Source organism: Pleurocapsa sp. PCC 7327 (assembly GCF_000317025.1).
Taxonomy (GTDB): domain Bacteria; phylum Cyanobacteriota; class Cyanobacteriia; order Cyanobacteriales; family Microcystaceae; genus Hydrococcus.
In genome coordinates this window covers 1978416-1997918 of sequence record NC_019689.1, presented here as the reverse complement: position 1 = coordinate 1997918, position 19503 = coordinate 1978416, and the positions used below count along the sequence as shown (strand labels likewise).

The window sequence follows — 19503 nt, the reverse complement described above, 5'->3', positions numbered from 1 at the left end:
GTCATTGGTCATTTGATTCTTTTTCTTGAGAAGGGACGACGGGTTCTTCTGTAATTAGATTTAGGAAAACATCTTCCAGTGTAGGACGAGTGCGTCGCATTTCATACAATCCCAGTCCTTGACTCACAATTAAATTAGCAATTTCTCGACCTGGTTCTACATTGGGTTGGCAGGTAATGCGGACGATCGCGCGATCGCGATTTTCTGAGCGATCGATCGCTATTCTAGATACGCCAGGAAGAATCTCAAGTAGTGGTTGCGCACCAGTCGCATCTCCCTCGACTTCCAGTTCGTATCCGGCACTCTCGCTAAGCTGCGACATGAGATTGTCGGGAGTATCGGTGGCGACAACTTTGCCGCGATTGATAATCGCAACGCGATCGCAGGTCATGCTCACTTCTGGCAGAATATGGGTAGAAAGAATTATCGTGTGCTGACCTGCCAAACTTTTAATCAGATTGCGCACCTCGATGATTTGTTTGGGATCTAGACCGACCGTTGGCTCGTCCAAGATAATAACAGGCGGATCGTGAACGATGGCTTGCGCGATGCCAACTCGCTGCTTATAACCTTTAGAAAGCTTGCGGATTACAACTTTACGCTTTTCTTTCAACTGACAGCGTTCTATGGCAAAATTGACTTTTGAAGCGCGATCGCCCGCATTAACCCCTTTAATCCGAGCGACAAAGGTTAAAAACCCCTCTACCGTCATATCGGGATACAGCGGCGGATTTTCCGGTAAATAGCCAATGCGTCGCCGTACCTCCATCGACTGTTCGTGGACATCATATCCCGCAATTTTTGCCGTTCCCGTGGTAGCGGGGATGTATCCCGACAAAATCCGCATCGTCGTGGTTTTTCCCGCACCGTTGGGACCGAGAAAACCCAGAATTTCTCCCGTTGCCACCGAGAAATCCACATCTTGGATAGCGGCAGTCGAACCGTAAATTTTACTTAAATGTTCGACATAGATGCTAGAGTCATTACCCATATTATTCTCAACTCAAAGCGCTGCAAGCTAGCGTCTATTAATGTGTCTAGATCTTAGTTATTCTACCTTTCTACAAACAAAAAACGCGGGAACCCATTTTCCCGTTCTTATCTCTTAAATCGAATCCGCTGAATGTAAAATTGTACGGGCGGGTTTAGTCTCGTGCTTCCAGATTTACAAACAAACTCTTGGCCAAACCCGCCCCTACGGTAACCGGTTACTATTAAAAAGTCTCATCCTCAATTGCTTCAATGCAAAGGGCATCTGCTTCTGGTTTGCATAAATCGAGGAGACTTCCTCCCACCTCAATTTGTAACGGATACCCCAAGAAAGCTCGACGAATCGCGGTAAACTCTGTCCCTGGCGCTAATCCCATCGATAGCAGTTTGCCTATATAGCCACGAAAAGCTTTATCGTAACCCACAACGCGACCTCTGGTTCCCACGGGCAAATCTCGCAGGTAGGTAATATTAGCTGCTTTAGTTGTCTTGTCTTCTAAAATAATCGATCTATTTGTTACTAAGATAGTATTGGTAATACATGCTCCCAAGCCAATGCGATTGTCACCACAGGCAACAATCGCGGAACCTCTAGCAGTATGCCTAATAACTTGCAGTTGGGTTCCTGGAACTAAGCCGAGACTGGCGAGATAAGGATTGTCGCTATTGCTGCTCAAGCTGACTATCCAAACGCGATCGCCAACATGAGCGCTGCTTAAGGGAAAAGATTGGATCGCCCCTAACTCGCCTTCAGAAGAATTAGCGGCGACTTCTGTTTTCTGATTTCCTTGATGCCAGGTGTGGTAAGTTCCTCCAATAAAAGCAAATCTCCACCCCAAAACTTTTCGACTATCCTTCATCCCTCATCTTTCTAGAATGTAAAAGTAGTGCGGATCGTGCCGATGACTAGCGGTGAGTTATCGTCGTTGTAGTCTGGTGCGGTGATAACGATAACACCAGGGGTAATTTTGATGTTGTCTGTCAGCGCGTATTCATAGAAAGCTTCTATATGTAGGGAAGTATCTTCGTCTTCAACCTCAATCTCTGATTTTAGATCGGAATTGGCTACCCAAGGCTGCATCCCCACAATAATGCCACCAGTGCTGCCTTCTTTAAATAAATCGGGGAAAGCAAGCGTGACTGCCCAATTCCAAATATCTAAACTGCCGTCAGAAATGAGTTCGCCATCGAGGATTTCCGATCGCGTGTATCCGCCCCAACCTCCTAAAACAAAGCGATCGCTTATCCGCCAACTAAATCCTAGCGCGCCGGAGTAATTCTCAGTTTCGACAGATTCTCCCAATAACTCTTCAGTGAAAGATTGAAAGTTAGAGGGACGACTGCCCGTTCCCGTATCGAGGTTGTTATAACCATAAACGAAGGTCGCGGCTACCCCAAAATTCTCCTCGATATTGTATCGAGCCTGAGCAATAATGCCATAGGATCCGTTAAACAAACCTGCTCCTTCTGAAGGATCGCTGCCCTCAAAAGTTAAATAGCCCGCGCTAAATTCAAAACTTCCAAAAGTACCTTGGATACCAATTCCCGATCCGTCTCCTTGGTAATAGATGGGGTTGCGAGTTCCGAAGGCCGATAGCGCGCCGCTGCCGCCATCGCCATCGAGGAAGTTATTTGTATTGGTAAAGTCATCAAAAGCACCGCCTGCCGCCTCTAACCAGACATTTATCCCCTCGGCGATCGGGAAGCTATAGTAGAGCACTTCTACTGCCAGATCGTTATCGTCGGGTTGCGAGAAAGCAAGACTTGCCTCAAAAGTTCCCGCTTCTTCCGATAAGTCGGCGATATTACCCGTTGCCAGTCGGGTATAGAGCAAGTCTTCTCCGGTGAAGCTGGTATTTAATTCCAAGCGCGTCCGGTGCCCGAAGGCTGGCACCCGATCCACTTCCTCTGTGCCATCTCTTTCTCCAGCAAACAAGCTATAAAAGCCCATGACGACTTCTCCCGTCAGCTTGGTCGTGGTGGAGAATTGATGGTCTTCTAAGAAAGCCACTCGTCCTTCTAAATTATCGACTCGTCCGCCCAGGGCAGCTAATTCGGCTTCAAATTCCTGTGCCAGTCGCTTAAGCTTATCGACATCTTCTTTGAGAACGGCAACGTTTTCTTGAATCAAGCGCTCTATGGTATTCATACAAGCGTTTAAACCTGCGGCAAATTCCCAACGGGTTAACGCTCTATTGCCCCGATAGGTCTGGTCGGGATAGCCGACGATACAACCATAGCGTTCTACTAAACTCCGCAGCGCTTCATATGCCCATTCGGTGGGAGCCACGTCTTTTAATTCTTGGACGCTGGTAATTTGCTCCATCGAACCACCCGATTCCAGCTCGTAGTCATTAAGTTGCCCTAAAAGCTCGCTTTCAGCCTCTGGCAAAGCCCGAGCATTGGGAACAGTCATCAATGAAGTTCCCCAAATAGCCATGCTTGCAGTCAGCAGGTTCTGAAGTAATTTCGCCATTTCCTCCTCACATTTTTTTAAAAATGATTATCATTTATATACTTACAATGAATTCAAGAACCTTACAAGAGCGGCGCGATCGCGCTTTGACATCTTCGCGAACGCTTCCTTGGAGGCTTGGGCTTCTCCGCCGTGCCAGAGAATTGCTTCCTCTAACGTGCGGGCGCGACCATCGTGGAGATAGCCCGAATAGGGCAACACCGTCTGAGTTAGACCGATACCCCACAGCGCTGGGGTGCGCCATTCCGTTCCGGTAGCTTTGAAATCGGGTCGGTTATCGGCTAATCCTTCTCCCATATCGTGCAGCAGCAAGTCGGTATAGGGATGGATGGTTTGATTTGCCAGTGCCTTAACTTTGTAATTTCCCGTCCGTAGTTCGGGAACGTGGCAAGCACTGCAATTTGCTTGAGCAAACAGTTTCTCCCCTCGCTTGACTTGGGAATCGTCGAGCAGAGTACGAGCGGGAACGCCCAATGTTTGCACGTAAAAAGCGGCATTTTCTAAAGTCTCGCGATCGATATCCGTTTCGCCATTGCCCTCTGGAAAGAGGGGATTGGTGATGCCCATATCGTTGACATAAGCTGCCGCCGTTTGCTGGAGGAGATTGGGCGTATTTGCCTTCAACCCGAAGCGACCCAAGGCTGTTGACTTGGCAGAAACATCCCAAACTTGGTTAGGGCGACCGGAGATACCATCTTGGTTCTGGTCTTCTGGGTCGGCTAAATTGCGAATCGTCTCTTCGGGAACGGCTTCTAGTAACCCCAGACCGAAGACTGGAGGAGGAATGCGTAAAGAGGTCAGCACCTCTTTGCTTAAGGGTTGACCGTTAGGCAGACTAATATTAGTTTTGGGCGATCGCAATCTATAGGAATTCCCATCGCGATACTTGCCTTCGGTTTCTTGCCACTGGATACTGACCTTTGCCTCCGGAACTCGTCCAAAGATGCTACTGTCTTGAATCTGATTTCCCAGTCCGGGAACGGGAGGCGTATTCTCGATTTCCACCAAGCCTTCAGAGTGGAATTTAGAGGGATCGGCAGGAGATTTAGACGTTTGTGCATTATTGCTGCTGACTCGTACCAAAAGTTGACCCCTCTCTGCCAGTCCGCGACCGTCGCGAAGGTGACACCCCCCACAAGAGGCGTTATTGAAAAAAGGTCCTAAACCGGGATTAACTTCCGCAGGTGCGGTGACGAAGACAGCATCAAAGGCAAGATCTCCTTTTCTATGCCGTTCCATCTCCTCTTTAGTCAGACCTACTGCTGGTTGTTCGTAGGCACTAGAGCTGCGATTGAAAACCGTCGCCTCCCCTGCTGCTAGCGGGATTGTCTCCCGGTGCAATAGCTTGGAGAGAACGATTCCCGCGAGCGCTGCCACGATTAATAGCGCCAGGAGGGCAAACGATTTTCTAGGTTGCCATTGAAGTGAAGATATGCTCATTGCAGTTACCAATAATTAGTTAGTTGTTAGCTATCAAACAGCTCTACTCACTACTAACCACTAACCCTTTCATTCCTTATCCCCTAACGAGCGGTAAAACTTTCTGCTCCATCGTTGCATGAAGGGTAAGAATGGCTTTTTGAGCCGCTTCCATCTTGGCTAAAGCTGCTGCATCGCTCATTTTTGGCTCGACGGGATTGGGGATGGCATCGAGAGCTGCCAGGGCTGCTTGAATCTCGCTTTTCACCTGTTCGTCAAGTTTTGGGTCGGCTTGAGCGACTAGGTTGCTGAGGCTTTTGCCGCGACTGGCACTCGATTCAGCCACTTTGCCCAGGTAAGCATTTTCAATGCTGCGGATATTGTTTTTAAAGTCGTCTAGGGAACTATGGCTAAAGCGACTTTCCAGATTTTTAGTCGTTTTTTCTTTGAGCGGTTCTCCAATCTTCTCGTTGGCGACCTCATCCAAACAGCCGATCGCGCCTTGGACGATCTCTTCTAGGGCAGCATTGACCGTAGGATAGGTGGTGTTGCTGCTATCTCCTGCCGTTGCCAAGACTTGACTGTAAGCTGGATTGCTTCCTACTCCTTCTTTCCAACTCTTGGTTAGGTCTTGGGCGGTTTGGTTGAGAGCATCTGCCAGAAGCTTCAGAAATTGCAGATCCCGTTTGGAGAGATCTTGGGCTTTTCTATCGTTATTCGACCCAAAGAGTAAATATTCAATGGTATGGAAGCCTTTCTGAGTAGTTTGCAATTGCGCGATCGCGTCGGGATTCAATTCGGCTTTGCTCGCTAGAACGGCTTTGACATCGGTTTCGTTGACGGGCCAGTCGTCTAAGTCCCCATCATAGCCGAGAGAAGCTGCTGGACCAAAGGCAAAGGCTTCGCTCTGTTCCCAAGGAACGCGAGCGTCTCTCCAAGCCTCCTGGGCTGCTTTCAACGTTGCGTTGCTAGGGTTGGCGACGTAAGCATTCACGGCTTTGGAGAGTTCTCCAGCTTTTGCGACTAAATTTTGATAAGTTGGAACGACGACACGGTTGGTAAAATCGCTGACGACAATCTCCCGAACCTCTCCCGCTTGCGTTTCTGTTGTCGCCGCCGGAGGATTGCTATCGGAAGTTCGATCGGCTTGAGTAGATGGGTTACTGCTGCAACCAGTGCCTAGAGTCGCTAAACTAAGCAGGATAGCTGTCAAGCAAGACAGCTGTTTCTGACTTAATCTTTTTTTATGGTTCATGGTCTCTCTCTTGTTGGTATACATGGCTAATAGAAAGGGATCGAGCAACGCTTTCTGTTTTCCAGAATTTAGCCTTGAGATTTTTTTATTTCCAGCCAGCACGAGCCATCACTTCTACAGCTTTAGCAAGATTGGGACCGTAGGAGGCGATATCGGTTAAATCCGGCTTGAAAGAACCCAAGCTAGCCAGAACTGGGTCTAGGGATAAGCCTTCAACGGCAGGATATTCATAGTTATCTTTGGTTAAGAAGACTTGAGCTGTATCGCTTGTGAGAAACTCTAAAAATTGAATGGCTTCTTCTCGATTGCGAGAGGTTTTCACTAAGCCCGCACCGCTTAGGTTGACGTGCGCTCCGCGATCTTTTTGGTTGGGGAAAAATACGCCAACTTTTTTGAAGACTTCTTGCTTGGCTGGATCTTTGGATTTGGCAAAGCGGACGAAATAGTAAGTGTTTGCCAGCGTCAGGTCAGCTATGCCAGAGGCAACAGCTTCAATGCGGTTCATGTCATTTCCTTGAGGCGGTTGCGCCAAGTTAGCGACAATTCCCCGACACCATTTTTCGGTTTCCTGCTGGCCATGTGCCACAATCATTGAGGCGACTAAAGATTGATTGTAGGTATTGCTGGCGGGGCGAACGACAATCCTACCTTTCCATTTAGGATCGGCAAGAGCCTCATAAGTAGAAAGTTCTGAGGGCTTGACTCGCTCTTTGTTGTACATGATGACCCGCGCTCGCTTGGCGAAACCAAACCAGTAACCTTCAGGGTGTCGCATGTACTTGGGAATTCTCTGTTCGATAACTGAAGAGGTAATAGGTGCAAAAATTCCTGCTTCCTCGGCACGCCACAGACGAGCGACATCGACAGTGACGAAAACATCTGCCGGACCGCTAGCTCCCTCGCTTTTAATTCGCTCTAGCAGTTGATCGGCTTCCCCTTCGACAACATTTACCTCGATTCCCGTTTGTTTGGTAAAGTCGTCGTACAACTGAGTATCCGTATTGTAATGACGGGATGAATAGAGGTTAATTTGTTTGGTTCTATTAGTGCAACTTATTGTCAGTTGGCTGGCAGCGACTGCGATCGCGGCTGTGCTAGTTCCTAAAAAGACCCGCCGGGAAATTTTGTTCACGTTTTTTAGCCTTCTCCTTTATTCGCTCCGATATAGATGCTTGTGCAGATAGCCGATCGCTTCCGCATCAGGTATTGTACTACTATTGCTAATAATTTCTAATAACTTTCAAAAAATTTTAGGAAGATTTGTAAGGTGCACGTGCGACCCGTCGTTTTACGGCAGGTCGGTCGCATCCGCTTTTTTGTGCTATGCTTTTACCATAAACCACAATTTGCCTGAAAACCTTGTATAAAGCCATCAAAGTCAGAATTTACCCAACTTCAGAGCAATCCCAAAAACTAGGTCAAATCATGGGTGCGGCTCGTTGGTGGTGGAATTATGCTTTAAATTTATGCAATGAGACATATAAAGAAACAGGAAAAGGTTTGACTCAAATAGCTCTCAATAAAGTTCTAAGGGAGCTAAAAAAATCAGAGGATACTGCATGGTTAGGAGAATGTTATTCTCAAGTTTTGCAATCAACTACTTTAAACCTAACTAAAGCTTTCAAAAACTTTTTTGAGAAAAGAGCAAAGTACCCACGTTTCAAATCCTATCATGATAAACAATCAGCGCAATATCCTCAAAACTGTCAGGTAATTGATAGTGGGATCAAAGTCCCACAAGTTGGTGTAGTAAAAGCTTCTATTCATCGATTATTTGAGGGAGATTTGAAAACCGTTACTCTTACTAAAACACCGACAGGGAAATACTATGCTTCGTTGTTATTTGATACCAAACAAGAAACCCCTAAAGTTGTTGTAACGGGTAAGGTAATTGGGATTGATTTAGGAGTAAAAGATTTTGCTATTACTCACGACGGTAGTAAAACATCCAAATACAACAACCCTAGACATATAAAAAAACATGAAAAAAACTTAGCTAGAAAACAGCTCTTACTAGCTCGTAAAAAGAAGGGAAGTAAGTCAAGAGATAAAGCCAAAAAATTAGTTGCTAGAGTTCGCGAACGCATTAGCAATGCCCGTCGAGACTTTCTACATAAATTATCGAGAAAAATCGTCGATGATAATCAGGTAGTAGTCGTTGAAAATCTAAATATCAAGGGTATGGTTCGTCTGAGAAGTCTAGCTAAAGCCATATCCGATGTCAGTTGGGGAATGTTTGTCAATTTTCTAGACTATAAGCTCAAAGATAAGGGTGGTTTGTTGTTAGAAATTGATAGGTTTTTTCCTAGTTCTAAAACCTGCTCTGAGTGTCTTTATCAGATGGTTGAGATGCCATTGGAGATAAGAGAATGGATTTGTCCGAGTTGTGGCACACATCATGATAGAGATGAGAACGCAGCCAAAAACATAAGGGCAGAAGGCATCAGACAGCTATCGGTCTTGGGAATCAGGACTGCTGCTGAGGGAGGGGAAGTAAGACCGAAGGGTGGACGTAAGTCTGTTTTGAGGCATTCCCCTGTGAACTCAGAAGCCCACACTATAGCGTCAGCTTAGTGTGGGTAATTCACGATGACAATCGGTTCTCGTTGGTAGAGGCTAAAGCAGTGAGCCTGAAAAACCTAGAATATCTTTTTGAACCGGAGTCGGTGGCTGTAATCGGAGCCTCGCCTCGCCCTCCCAGCCTTGGGTCACTGGTGATGCAAAACCTTTTAGGCGGGGGCTTCTGCGGTCCAATCTTGCCAGTCAATCCAGAATACAACGCCGTAGCAGGAGTGCTTTGCTATCCCAACATTGCCAGCCTTCCCCTGACTCCAGACTTGGCACTCATCTGCGCGCCCTCAGCAACAGTCCCCGAAATCATATCAGAACTAGGCGATCGCGGAACCAAGGCGGCAGTAGTCATTACAGATGGAAGCGACAGGCAAGCTGACTCAGCAGGGGATTCTCTCAAGCAGGCAATGCTCGATGCGGCGCGACCCTATAATTTGCGCTTACTCGGTTTCCACAGCCTCGGTCTTCTCGTGCCTAAGATCGGTCTCAATGCTAGCATGGCTCACCTAAACGCGCTAGCTGGAGAAATCGCCTTTGTGTCTCAGTCGAGAGCGATTTGCACGGCTGTGCTGGACTGGGCAAAATTTCGGCGGATTGGTTTTTCTCACTTTATCTCTCTGGGAGATAGTGTAGACGTTAACTGCGCAGATGTACTGGATTATCTAGGCAGCGACCCCGGCACGCGAGCAATCCTCCTGTACGTCGAAGCCATCCGCTCGGCACGGCGCTTCATGTCGGCAGCCAGAGGTGCAGCCCGCAACAAGCCCGTGCTGGTACTCAAGGCAGGACGGTTGACAGAACCAGCGCGAGCCGCTACCCCCCATGCGGGAGCGATGGCAGACATTGATGCCGTTTATGATGCAGCCATTCGCCGAGCCGGAATGCTGCGAGTATTTGATATTAAAGAACTGTTTGAAGCAGTAGAAACACTAGCCCGTCTGCGATCTTTTAGGGGAGATCGTTTGGCAATCTTAAGTAATGGTAGGGGATCGGGAGTCATGGCGACGGATTCTTTAATCTTAGGAGGCGGGCAACTAGCCGAGCTGTCTGAGGAGACTGTCGAGAAACTCAAGGCAGAGCTACCTGTCGCGTGGTCTCCTGGCAATCCAGTCGATCTAAGTGCACAGGTGGATAGCGATCGCTACGCTCAGGCGCTCGACATTCTCATGCAAGCTCCCGAAATAGATACCATCTTAGCGATACACGTGCCGACTGCGATCGCCCCCAGCGAAGAAACAGCAAAAGCGATAGTAGAGGCGATTCGCTCGAAAAAATCCCAGGTACTCACCGTTTGGATGGGCGCGGAATCTGCTATGATAGCTCGCGTTCATTGCATCGTAGCAGGCATTCCGACCTATGACACCCCCGATGAAGGGGTACGAGCTTTCTTGCATCTGGTTCGCCATCGCCACAATCAAGAAATGCTTATGGAAACGCCGCCATCGATTCCAACTGAGTTTACCCCCATAACGGCAACTGCACGGCGCATCGTTCGGCAAGCCTTGGCTGAGGGGCGCAGAATGCTGAGCGAACCCGAATCAAAAGCCGTACTGGCAGCCTACGGGATTCCGATTGTCGAGACGCGGGTAGCAGCGACTGTCGAAGAGGCACTGCGCGTGGCGGAGGCAATCGGCTATCCGGTAGCGCTCAAAATTATCTCGCCTGAGATTGCCCATAAATCTGAGGTAGGGGGCGTGGCATTGAATTTAGACAATCCCGAAGTACTGCGGCTAGCTGCCGAAACTATGCGATCGCGCGTGGCAGAACTGCGTCCGGGAGCTAGCATCGCTGGCTTTGCCGTGCAATCGATGATTCGCCGTCCCAATGCTTACGAGCTGACTGTCGGCGTTAGCACAGATATTATCTTTGGTCCAGTTATCTTGTTCGGTCAAGGGGGTAAAGCGGCAGAGGCACTCAACGATCGCGCGGTAGGATTGCCGCCCTTGAACGCGACCTTAGCCGACGAGTTGCTCTCCCGGACTCGCATCGCGCGGTTGCTTCGAGAAAATCGCGATCGCGCAACAGCCAATCTCGATGCTATTCGCCTGACGCTGATTCAGATCTCTCAGCTCATCGTCGATATTCCTGAAATTGTCGAGCTAGATATCAATCCGCTCCTGGCGGACGAGCAGGGAGTTATTGCTCTAGATGCCTGCATTGCTATCAAATCTGCAACGATGCCGGGTTCGGCTCGTCTCGCCATCCGTCCTTACCCGCGCGAGTTAGAAGAATACGTCGTTCTCCGGTCGGGTCGCAAGCTGCTGATTCGCCCAATCCGTCCCGAAGACGAACCAGCTCATTACGAACTCTTTGAGCACTTTAGCCCCGAAGATATCCGCTTCCGTTTCTTCAGATTGGTAAAGCGATTTCCTCACTCGGAGATGGCTCGTTTTACCCAAATTGACTACGATCGCGAGATGGCGTTTATTGCTACAAATGCCGACGACCAAAACCATCCAGAAACGCTGGGCGTAGTACGCGCGATCGCCGATCCCGACAACCAATCCGCCGAGTTTGCCATCATCGTGCGATCCGATTTGAAGCGTCAGGGAATGGGACGCGCTCTACTCGAAAAAATGATTCGTTATTGCCGAGACAAGGGCATAAAAGAGCTGGTAGGAGAAATCTTGGCTGATAATGTTGCCATGCTCGCTCTGGCTAAAAGCCTGGGCTTCGAGCGTCATCCCACAGAAGATCCAGATGTAGTTGCAGTGCGACTGCGATTGCGAGAGGATCGATGAATTTGTCCTTTGTCATTTGTCACTCTGCTTAATTAGACGAACCCAAGCGAGTGGGTAAATCCTGGGCGCGAGTGGCAGAAATTTGGCGGGCTTTGAGGATAGCTGAGATGAGAAAAGCATAGGCGAGAACCCCTGCCGCACATTGTAGAACGCTATTCATGAGGGCATTTTGACTGAGGATATCGGCTGAGTTCCAGAGCGTGTGGAGAAAGGATGAACTCAGATAGCCGATTGCGAGAAGTTGCCAGCGCTTGCTTGGCTTAAGGGCGCTCAAGCCGATAAAATAGCCGAAATAGCCGCTATAGGCGACGTGAACCGCGATCGCTCCCAAGATTCGCGGAATGAGCAGTTGCAGTCCAGCTAGTTCCCCTCCCCGTTGTATTGCCATTTGTACATACTGTCCGAGGGTTTCATCGAGAGTAAAGCCAATCCCAGAGGCAGCCCCTAACAAAATCCCATCTAGTGGTTCCCACACGCCAACCCGCTCTCGCAGTGGAGAGCGCAACTGACGACCAATGAGATAAAAGGCAAACACGGGCAAAGATTTGGTGAATTCCTCTAGCAATCCCGCCCCAAAAAACATTCTGACGAACCAATCAATCGGATTGATGGCTTCACCTTGTTGGCGCAGCGCAGATAACTCTTCGATATTTCCAGGCAGAATATAGCGGAAGACGTGGGCAAATAAATTAAACAGGGTTAAATTGAAAATAATCGTGGCGATCGCTGTAGCAACGATCGCCCACCAAGCTTTGTGACGACCGCAAAGCCGATCGATGACATAGTAACAGGCACTAGCCAAAAACACTCCCAACAGCCACATAAACGCAGCAGGATTCGTGCCGACATAATTGAACATCAGAACGACAAAAAAAACTGTGACCGCACCCGGAATCATTAGCTCTCGCCAGCGCAGATCGCTTTGGGTGGAAACGATCGGGATGAGTTGAGTTAAACTAAGGTCGGTACCTAATCGCCCTCGAATCGGTATGCCAGTATTCGTCTTTGCCGAATGGGTTTGAGACTCGAAGAGAAATTCCGGTCCTTGGTGACCGAGTTTGATGAGATCGCCTGCTTTGAGAGTCTGACATTGATAGAGGCGTTGACCGTTTATGTAAGTGCCGTTAGAGCTTCCTAAGTCACAAATCTGCCAGCTAGTAGGTTCGCTTAACGAGCCAAATCCTGCCGGGCTAATCTTGGCGTGCCGTCGAGAAACTCCTTGATAGTGAGTAGAATCCAGAATCACCTGACAATCTGATTCTCTGCCGATAACGATGGATTGACTGCCAGAGAGTTGATAGAAAATCGGTCTAGTACCTGGAACGATTTGAGAGACCTGTTTGAGAAAGGGCTGATGGCTGGACTCTTCCATCATCTGACAGATAAGGAGGAATACAAAATATTGTTATGCTATCGATTGTATATTAGCGATCGCTCTAGATAACAAAGCGATCGCCCTATTTGTCTTGACTTTTGTACAATAGCCATCCCCTTTGAGAAAAAACGTTAAGAAGAATCGCCGCGTAATTCTTGAGCCATGAGATAAAGCTTGCTCCATTCGCCGAACAATTGACTTTTTTTCCAGCCTAATTCTTGGGCGATCGCGTCCAGACCTTGTCCTACTTTCATCTGTTCGACGATTTGGCGCTGGATAGGAGTTAATTGCTGCCAAAACATTTCCCACTGTTTGGGCGTTAGTCCCAGATTATGCTCTCTAGGAGAGATTTCGAGCCAATTGGCGACCAATTCGGGATTTCCCTTCATGGCAAAGACGCGAATGGCATGATAGCCGATTTTTTCGCGCAAGCGATAGACTTGCTTGATGGGCAAATTTAAACTCTGGGCGATCGCTTCTTGAGAACGTCCCTGAAGATAGAGCCTCAGCCACTGCACCGCCTCCTGACCGACTTTTTCGGCTAAATGGGCTTCAAATTCTTGTTGGACTCTGTGGCGCAAAACTTGCTTTTCTTCCCAGGTTTGGGTTTCTTGGTACTCGGCGATCGCTCTCGCATCTAGCAAGCTGACGGAAGCATCCGATTCATCAGAATTAATTTCTTCAGAAATCAAGCGCACCATCTCTTTTTGAGGGACTTGGGTCATTCCTCCCCTTTGGGTGCGGCGCAGATAATTGACAAAGCGATAGACTAACAAAGGCTGGTTGCGAACGGGGCGCAGGCAATATTCTTCAATGCTAGTCAGGAGTAAACTGTTGCGTAACCTTTCGTTCTTCGTACATCGAGCAATCCAAGCAATTTGTCCTTGAATGTAGCGATCGCTATTGAGCATCTCCTGAATCACTTCTTGGAGAACATCATTAACCGCCCTTTGGCGATCGCGACTGAGGGCAACCCAGGTGCGAATTTTATTGCGCAGCATGACGATCGAACCCAAACGATTGATGAGGTTGCGATAGGCTTTTGTTGGGTGAACGTTTAGATAGCGCTGGCACAAGATCCGATAGCGATAGTCCATCCCTTGCCGCGCGATCGCCAATCGCTCTGGCGAAAAGTCTTCAACTCCTGCCCGATCTTCTCCCAGTAACCAGTTAATAATACTGTCTCGCTCTCGTTGAGTTTGTTCGGGTTGGTCTTTCAACAAGCGAGATCGCCAAAACCGTTCTAATTCTTCTGCGACCTTATTCATGAGATTTACTGCTGCTGGGTCACACTCTTTAAGATAGGGCATGGGGCATGATAATAAGCAATGGTTCCCTCAATATCAATAATCGCAACCATTTCGCTCCTGACTTGCTATAGACGTCAAAACCAAGTAGGTAAGGAGCATAAAACAGCCATTATACCCTCTTTTTTATTTATCTTTCTTTTTTTGTAGCTCTCTCCCTTGTCTGCGGCATCTCAAGAGTTCTGAATCGAGATAGATAAAACAATTTTTGGCTTGATTTGGTTCAAAGTCTAATGCGATCGATCGGGCCTATCATTATTGGTTGAGCAATTAATCAAGACCGAATCGAATGCTTTTAAAGCGATTGGCTTTTCTTTTACTCATCAGCTTGACGTTAGCCGTCTGTATCATCGCTAACGCACCCGTTCGCGGCACCAGCCAAACCGAAATTCTCTGGGATAGTTGGGGAGTGCCTCACATCTATGGAAGAGATTCCGCGAGTCTTTTTAAAGCATTTGGTTGGGCGCAAACCCAAAGTCACGGGAATTTGATTCTGCGATTGTACGGACAAGCGCGGGGACGAGCAGCCGAATACTGGGGAGCGTCGTACCTCTCTTCGGATCGCTATGTTAAAACGATGGAGATCCCAGCTAGGGCACAGCAATGGTATGAAGCCCAAGATAAAGAAATGCGCCGCTATTTGGACGCTTTCGCCGCTGGAATCAACGATTATGCTCAAAAACATCCCCAAGAGATTGACCAGACCGTAAAAGTCGTCTTGCCCGTCAGTGGAGTCGATGTGCTTGCCCACGTCCAACGGGTGATTCATTTTCATTTTCTCGCCAATCCGCAGCAAGTCGCTTCGCTCAAAACCGTTCCCATACGGGGAGGCTCTAATGCTTGGGCGATCGCGCCGGAACGTTCCGCTAGCGGCAAGGCAATGCTGTTGGCAAATCCCCACCTTCCTTGGTCGGATTTTTATCTGTGGTACGAAGCCCAATTATCTGCGCCAGGAATGAATGCCTATGGCGCGACCTTGGTAGGAATGCCCGTTCTTGCGATCGCCTTTAACGACAATCTCGGCTGGACGGTGACGGTTAATCCCATCGATGGGGCGGATATCTATCAACTCACGTTAAAAGATGGCGGCTATCTTTTCGATGGCAAAGTACGTCCTTTTGAAAGCGAAACCCAAACTATTAAAATTAAGCAAAAGAATGGCAAGTTTCTAGAAGAGCAACTCAAAATCGAGCGATCGCTTCAGGGAGTCGTAGTTGCCAGACAAGGAAAAAAAGCCTTTGTCCTGCGAGTTGCGGGACTCGATCGCCCCAACGGTCTTGAGCAGCTCCTACAGATGGCGAAGGCAACTAACCTCAAACAGTTTGAGGGAGCCTTGCAGCAATTACAGCTACCATTATTCAATATTCTCTACGCCGATCGCCAAGGAAAAATCCTCTATCTCTTCAACGGCGAAGTTCCCATCCGCTCTACCGGAGATTGGAATTACTGGCAGGGAATTATCCCAGGCGATACGTCTAAGACATTATGGTCTAAATACCACGACTACAAAGACTTACCCCGTCTTCTCAACCCAGCTAGCGGCTGGTTGCAGAATACCAACGATCCGCCCTGGACGAGTACTTTTCCTGCTCTACTCGATCCAAAAAATTATCCATCCTATCTCGCCCCATCTTCCTTGGGGGAAGCCAGTAATATTTTGCGTTCCCAGCGTTCCATTCAACTGATCGAGGAAGCCGATAAGCTCGGCTTTGAGGAAATGCTCGCTCGCAAATTCTCCTCTCGCCTGGAACTCGCCGATCGCATTTTAGAGTATTTGATTCCTGCCGCGCGGTTGCTCTCAAATCCAATCGGACTGGAAGCGGCAAAGGTACTAGAAACCTGGGATCGACAAACTAATGCCGATAGTAAAGGGGCAGTTCTCTTTACCTTGTGGGCGCTTACGGCGAACCCTTCCCAGTTGTTTTCTAAGCCCTGGAACGAAAACGAGGCTTTAAGCACCCCGACGGGATTGGCTGACGTGAATAACGCTTTGGCGATCCTCGAAGGAGTTGCCGCCCAAGTCAAACTCCTCTACGGTTCGCTGGATGTATCCTGGGGCGAGGTGGTAAGGCTGCGATACGGCAAACAAGATTTACCCGCTAGCGGCGCGCCCGGAGAGTTAGGCAGTTTCCGAGTTCTCGACCTCGCGACGACTAAAGACGAACGCTTCTCTGTTGTGGCAGGCGATAGCTATATTGCCGCGATCGAGTTTGACAAGCCGATTAAAGCTCAAGCCTTGACTGTCTACGGCAATGCCACGCAACCGAATTCTTCCCACGTGGGCGACCAGCTTCCTTTATATGCTCGCGGAGAATTGCGCCCTATCTGGCGAACTCGCAAGGAAGTCGAGGCACATCTGGAATCGCGGCAGGTTTTTTAATAGCGGGCACAATAGTGGTAAATTCTTAGAAAGCTATTTTGAAAAACCACTTTATTAAGTTGATCGAACAAAGGCTTTAAGATTTTGTTTTATGAGTATTACTCCCGAATCCGTTCAACAACTACTCAATTCAGAGGATTATGGCGATCGCATTAGAGGAATCAATCAATTGCGTCAGCTAGATTCTCAAGTAGCATTTGAGATGATCAAACCTTTGGTAAACGACAACAACGCCCGCATTCGCTACGCAGCAGTGAGTCAGTTAGATACCTTGGGCAAACACGATTTAGAAACTTCCTTGGAGTTGTTGCGCGATCGCTTGTATAACGATCCAGAAATCGATGTCAAAGCTGCTGCTGCCGATGCAATTGGAGGATTGAAACTCACGATAGCTTATGAAGACTTGGACAGGAGTTATCACCAGACTCCTGATTGGTTGCTTCAATTCAGTATTATCGCAGCGTTGGGGGAGTTGGGCGATCCGCGCGGATTCGACTTGCTCAAAGAAGCACTAGAAAGCGGCAACAATCTGCTAGTAACAGCCGCCATCAGTTCTTTAGGGGAATTAGGAGATTCTCGTGCCGTCGCGCTTTTAATTCCGTTTGCTACGGATGAAGATTGGCAAGTGCGGCATCGTTTGGCACAAGCATTGGGTCGCTTGGGAGGAGACCAAGCGCGTGCAACCCTACAACAGTTGGCAACAGATAGCGTCGAACTGGTTGCCAGAGAAGCAACAAATAACCTCGGTTAATAGTCATTAGCACTCAGATCTTGAGACCAATTTAAAAAATGAGAACCGTCTTTGACAATCCAAAATCCAAAATCCAAAATGGTATGAAAGCGTTATGATGGGGAACGTTCAAAGCGATCGCAACCAGATCAAAACGGCATTCGGGCAATTTTTCTCTCAAATGATGCTGTCCCTGGCAGTTGCTTGTTTAGCAAGTGGATTGGACGCGATCGCTCCCTTAGCGGCACAAGTCGAACGTCCTTTACCATCGAGCCAGCAACAAAAAGAACAGCTTTCGGAGCTACTGCGTTTGGGACGCGAATATGTCGATGCAGGAGATTATGCTAACGCGATCGCGATTTACGAACGAGCAGCCTATCTCGACAGACAAAATCCCAAGATTTTTTCTGGAATTGGCTATTTGCAGGCTCGTCAGGGAAATTTTACCGCCGCAGCTAAAGCCTATCAACAAGCCCTATCCCTCGATCCGAATAACCCAGAGTTATACTACGCTTTAGGCTATAGCCTTGCCAATGCCGGAGATTATCCCAATGCGGCAGTTGCCTACTACTATGCGGCAAAGCTCAGTCCCAGAGACGTGAAAAACTTTATCGGATTAGGCGTAGTATTTTTACGTCAGGGAGATTACGCGCGAGCAACTGAAGCCTATCAACGGGTAATTGCCCTCGACCCGAACAATCAGCAAGCTTATGAAATCATGGGCGCTGCATTAGTACGGCAGAACAAAACTGAAGAAGCGATTCAATTTCTACAAAGCTCGCTACAGCGATTTTCCAATAGCAGCGAGTTGCGACTACAATTGGCAACCGCAACCTTAGCTAAGGGAGATACGGAAACCAGCTTAAATCTTTTGCAGGAAGCAGAACGGCTAGATCCCAGCAATATGGCGGTGCAAATGAGAATTGGCAACATTCTAGAAAAACAGCAAGATCTCAATGGCGCTCTAAGAGCCTATCAACGAGTTGCCTCTCTAGAACCCAAATCGATAGAAGCGCGGATGGCAATCGGTCGCGTTATGCTGGCACAACAGGATTATCTAGGTGCGGTAGTGACATATAAGGATGCGATCGAACTCGACCCACAAAATGCCGATGCCTATTACAATCTCGGAGTAGCCTTAAAAGCCAGAGGGCGAAACGCAGAGGCTAAGGAAGCCCTCAATAGTGCCAAACAAATTTACCAGAGTCAGGGCAATAGTGAAGGCGTAGCAAAAGTAGAAAAATTATTGCAGGAGTTTTAGGAATTCGACCTGCTTGTTTTCTCGAACGACTCGTCAAATCCCTCGACTTCCGCTAAAGTATAGAGCGGTCTGCCTTTGACCTCTTCATAGATGCGTCCGATATATTCGCCTAAAATACCGATACAAATAAGCTGAACCGAACCGATAAAAAAGACGGCGATCGCGATCGTGGCAAATCCAGTTACGGGAGAATTCGGTTCGAGCAAGCGCCAATAGAGAATCAAGCATGCCATCAAAATAGAAAAAACAGCCGAGATTAGTCCTAAATAACTTGCTAGGCGCAAAGGAATTCTCGAAAACGAAACGAGACTGTTAATCGCTAATGACAGGGATTTGCGAAAAGTATACTTGACCTCTCCAGCAAATCGAGGATCGCGCTCAAACTTCACTGCCGTTTGTCGAAAACCAACCCAAGACCGGAGTCCCCGAATATAGCGATTGCGTTCTGGCATTCTGTTGAGCAAATCTACCACCTGCCGATCCATCAGACAAAAATCTCCCGTATCGGTTGGAATGTTAACATCGGCGAGAGATTTCAGCAGACGATAAAAGGCATAAGCGGTAAAGCGCTTGAACCAACTTTCCTTATGGCGCTTTATCCGTTGAGCGTAAACGACTTGATATCCCTGCCGCCACATTTCGATCATGTCTGGAATCAACTCTGGCGGATCTTGTAGGTCGGCATCGAGAACGATAACAACCCGACCTCTAGCAAAATTAAGACCGGCAGTTACTGCCACTTGATGTCCGAAGTTTCGTGCCAAGCTCAGATAACACACCCGTTTATCTCGCTGATGCAGGTCTCTCATCATTTCTAGCGACTTGTCCCGGCTGCCGTCGTTAATTAGAATTAACTCGCTCGGACTATTTAATCGATCCATGACAGCACTGACTCGACGGTATAATTCGGAGATGTTTTCTTCTTCGTTATAAATGGGAATAACTAGGGAGTATTGGGGAAGGGGTGCTGGCATAGATAGATTTGTGATTCGGTATCG

Annotated in this window: 14 protein-coding genes; 5 read left to right on the top strand and 9 right to left on the bottom strand. The window is 48.2% G+C overall.

The window, feature by feature from the left end; all coding sequences use genetic code 11:
• Position 1 precedes the first annotated feature (1 nt).
• The 6 genes from PLE7327_RS08875 to PLE7327_RS08850 form a co-directional block, all read right to left on the bottom strand.
• Positions 2 to 991, bottom strand: a complete 990-nt coding sequence (locus PLE7327_RS08875) for an ABC transporter ATP-binding protein (protein ID WP_015143509.1) — start codon at positions 989 to 991, stop codon at positions 2 to 4.
• Positions 992 to 1214: 223 nt separating this feature from the next.
• A complete protein-coding gene (locus tag PLE7327_RS08870) occupies positions 1215 to 1850 on the bottom strand; it encodes a FeoA family protein (protein WP_015143508.1) in 636 nt (211 codons plus the stop codon).
• Between the two features lie 11 nt (positions 1851 to 1861).
• Positions 1862 to 3406, bottom strand: a complete 1545-nt coding sequence (locus PLE7327_RS08865) for an iron uptake porin (protein WP_371265295.1) — start codon at positions 3404 to 3406, stop codon at positions 1862 to 1864.
• Positions 3407 to 3508: 102 nt separating this feature from the next.
• Positions 3509 to 4906, bottom strand: coding sequence for a di-heme oxidoredictase family protein (locus PLE7327_RS08860; RefSeq protein ID WP_015143506.1), 1398 nt, complete (start codon positions 4904 to 4906; stop codon positions 3509 to 3511).
• A gap of 76 nt (positions 4907 to 4982) precedes the next feature.
• Positions 4983 to 6140, bottom strand: a complete 1158-nt coding sequence (locus tag PLE7327_RS08855; RefSeq protein WP_144266104.1) for an imelysin family protein — start codon at positions 6138 to 6140, stop codon at positions 4983 to 4985.
• An 85-nt stretch (positions 6141 to 6225) separates the two neighbouring features.
• Entirely contained in the window at positions 6226 to 7272 is a 1047-nt protein-coding gene (locus PLE7327_RS08850) for a Fe(3+) ABC transporter substrate-binding protein (RefSeq protein ID WP_015143504.1), read from the bottom strand.
• A 227-nt stretch (positions 7273 to 7499) separates the two neighbouring features.
• Here PLE7327_RS08850 and PLE7327_RS08845 point away from each other — a divergent pair, with 227 nt between their 5' ends.
• Both PLE7327_RS08845 and PLE7327_RS08840 read left to right on the top strand, forming a co-directional pair.
• The gene (locus tag PLE7327_RS08845) at positions 7500 to 8714 is read left to right on the top strand and encodes an RNA-guided endonuclease TnpB family protein (protein ID WP_015143503.1); all 1215 of its coding nucleotides are present in this window, start codon (positions 7500 to 7502) and stop codon (positions 8712 to 8714) included.
• A gap of 50 nt (positions 8715 to 8764) precedes the next feature.
• A complete protein-coding gene (locus tag PLE7327_RS08840; RefSeq protein ID WP_041393040.1) occupies positions 8765 to 11452 on the top strand; it encodes a GNAT family N-acetyltransferase in 2688 nt (895 codons plus the stop codon).
• Between the two features lie 28 nt (positions 11453 to 11480).
• Here PLE7327_RS08840 and PLE7327_RS08835 read toward each other — a convergent pair whose 3' ends face one another.
• Together PLE7327_RS08835 and PLE7327_RS08830 are read right to left on the bottom strand one after the other, a co-directional pair.
• Complete coding sequence (locus tag PLE7327_RS08835) at positions 11481 to 12827, bottom strand: PrsW family glutamic-type intramembrane protease (protein ID WP_015143501.1); 1347 nt, start codon at positions 12825 to 12827, stop codon at positions 11481 to 11483.
• Positions 12828 to 12958: 131 nt separating this feature from the next.
• Positions 12959 to 14095 carry a HetZ-related protein 2 gene (locus tag PLE7327_RS08830; RefSeq protein WP_041391983.1) on the bottom strand — a complete coding sequence of 379 codons (1137 nt, stop codon included), beginning with the start codon at positions 14093 to 14095 and terminating at the stop codon, positions 12959 to 12961.
• A gap of 328 nt (positions 14096 to 14423) precedes the next feature.
• Between PLE7327_RS08830 and PLE7327_RS08825 the strand changes: the two genes are divergently transcribed.
• The 3 genes from PLE7327_RS08825 (at position 14424) to PLE7327_RS08815 (ending at position 18505) form a co-directional block, all read left to right on the top strand.
• Entirely contained in the window at positions 14424 to 16514 is a 2091-nt protein-coding gene (locus PLE7327_RS08825) for an acylase (protein WP_015143499.1), read from the top strand.
• Positions 16515 to 16605: 91 nt separating this feature from the next.
• A complete protein-coding gene (gene nblB / locus PLE7327_RS08820; RefSeq protein WP_015143498.1) occupies positions 16606 to 17265 on the top strand; it encodes a phycobilisome degradation protein NblB in 660 nt (219 codons plus the stop codon).
• A 94-nt stretch (positions 17266 to 17359) separates the two neighbouring features.
• Positions 17360 to 18505 (top strand): lipopolysaccharide assembly protein LapB, encoded by a 1146-nt coding sequence (locus tag PLE7327_RS08815; protein ID WP_015143497.1) that lies wholly within the window; start codon positions 17360 to 17362, stop codon positions 18503 to 18505.
• On the opposite strand, the gene PLE7327_RS08810 is transcribed toward PLE7327_RS08815, so the two are convergent.
• Positions 18502 to 19479 carry a glycosyltransferase family 2 protein gene (locus PLE7327_RS08810; protein ID WP_015143496.1) on the bottom strand — a complete coding sequence of 326 codons (978 nt, stop codon included), beginning with the start codon at positions 19477 to 19479 and terminating at the stop codon, positions 18502 to 18504. The two genes, PLE7327_RS08815 and PLE7327_RS08810, sit on opposite strands and share 4 nt — an antisense overlap.
• Positions 19480 to 19503: the final 24 nt, after the last annotated feature.

Bases quoted from the DNA above. Each gene is read 5' to 3' on its own strand.
- PLE7327_RS08860 (WP_015143506.1), bottom strand. From the start codon at position 4,906: ATGAGCATATCTTCACTTCAATGGCAACCTAGAAAATCGTTTGCCCTC.
- PLE7327_RS08855 (WP_144266104.1), bottom strand. From the start codon at position 6,140: ATGAACCATAAAAAAAGATTAAGTCAGAAACAGCTGTCTTGCTTGACA.
- PLE7327_RS08815 (WP_015143497.1), top strand. From the start codon at position 17,360: ATGATGGGGAACGTTCAAAGCGATCGCAACCAGATCAAAACGGCATTC.
- PLE7327_RS08830 (WP_041391983.1), bottom strand. From the start codon at position 14,095: ATGAATAAGGTCGCAGAAGAATTAGAACGGTTTTGGCGATCTCGCTTG.
- PLE7327_RS08810 (WP_015143496.1), bottom strand. From the start codon at position 19,479: ATGCCAGCACCCCTTCCCCAATACTCCCTAGTTATTCCCATTTATAAC.
- PLE7327_RS08835 (WP_015143501.1), bottom strand. From the start codon at position 12,827: ATGATGGAAGAGTCCAGCCATCAGCCCTTTCTCAAACAGGTCTCTCAA.
- PLE7327_RS08825 (WP_015143499.1), top strand. From the start codon at position 14,424: ATGCTTTTAAAGCGATTGGCTTTTCTTTTACTCATCAGCTTGACGTTA.
- PLE7327_RS08875 (WP_015143509.1), bottom strand. From the start codon at position 991: ATGGGTAATGACTCTAGCATCTATGTCGAACATTTAAGTAAAATTTAC.
- PLE7327_RS08865 (WP_371265295.1), bottom strand. From the start codon at position 3,406: ATGACTGTTCCCAATGCTCGGGCTTTGCCAGAGGCTGAAAGCGAGCTT.
- nblB (WP_015143498.1), top strand. From the start codon at position 16,606: ATGAGTATTACTCCCGAATCCGTTCAACAACTACTCAATTCAGAGGAT.
- PLE7327_RS08870 (WP_015143508.1), bottom strand. From the start codon at position 1,850: ATGAAGGATAGTCGAAAAGTTTTGGGGTGGAGATTTGCTTTTATTGGA.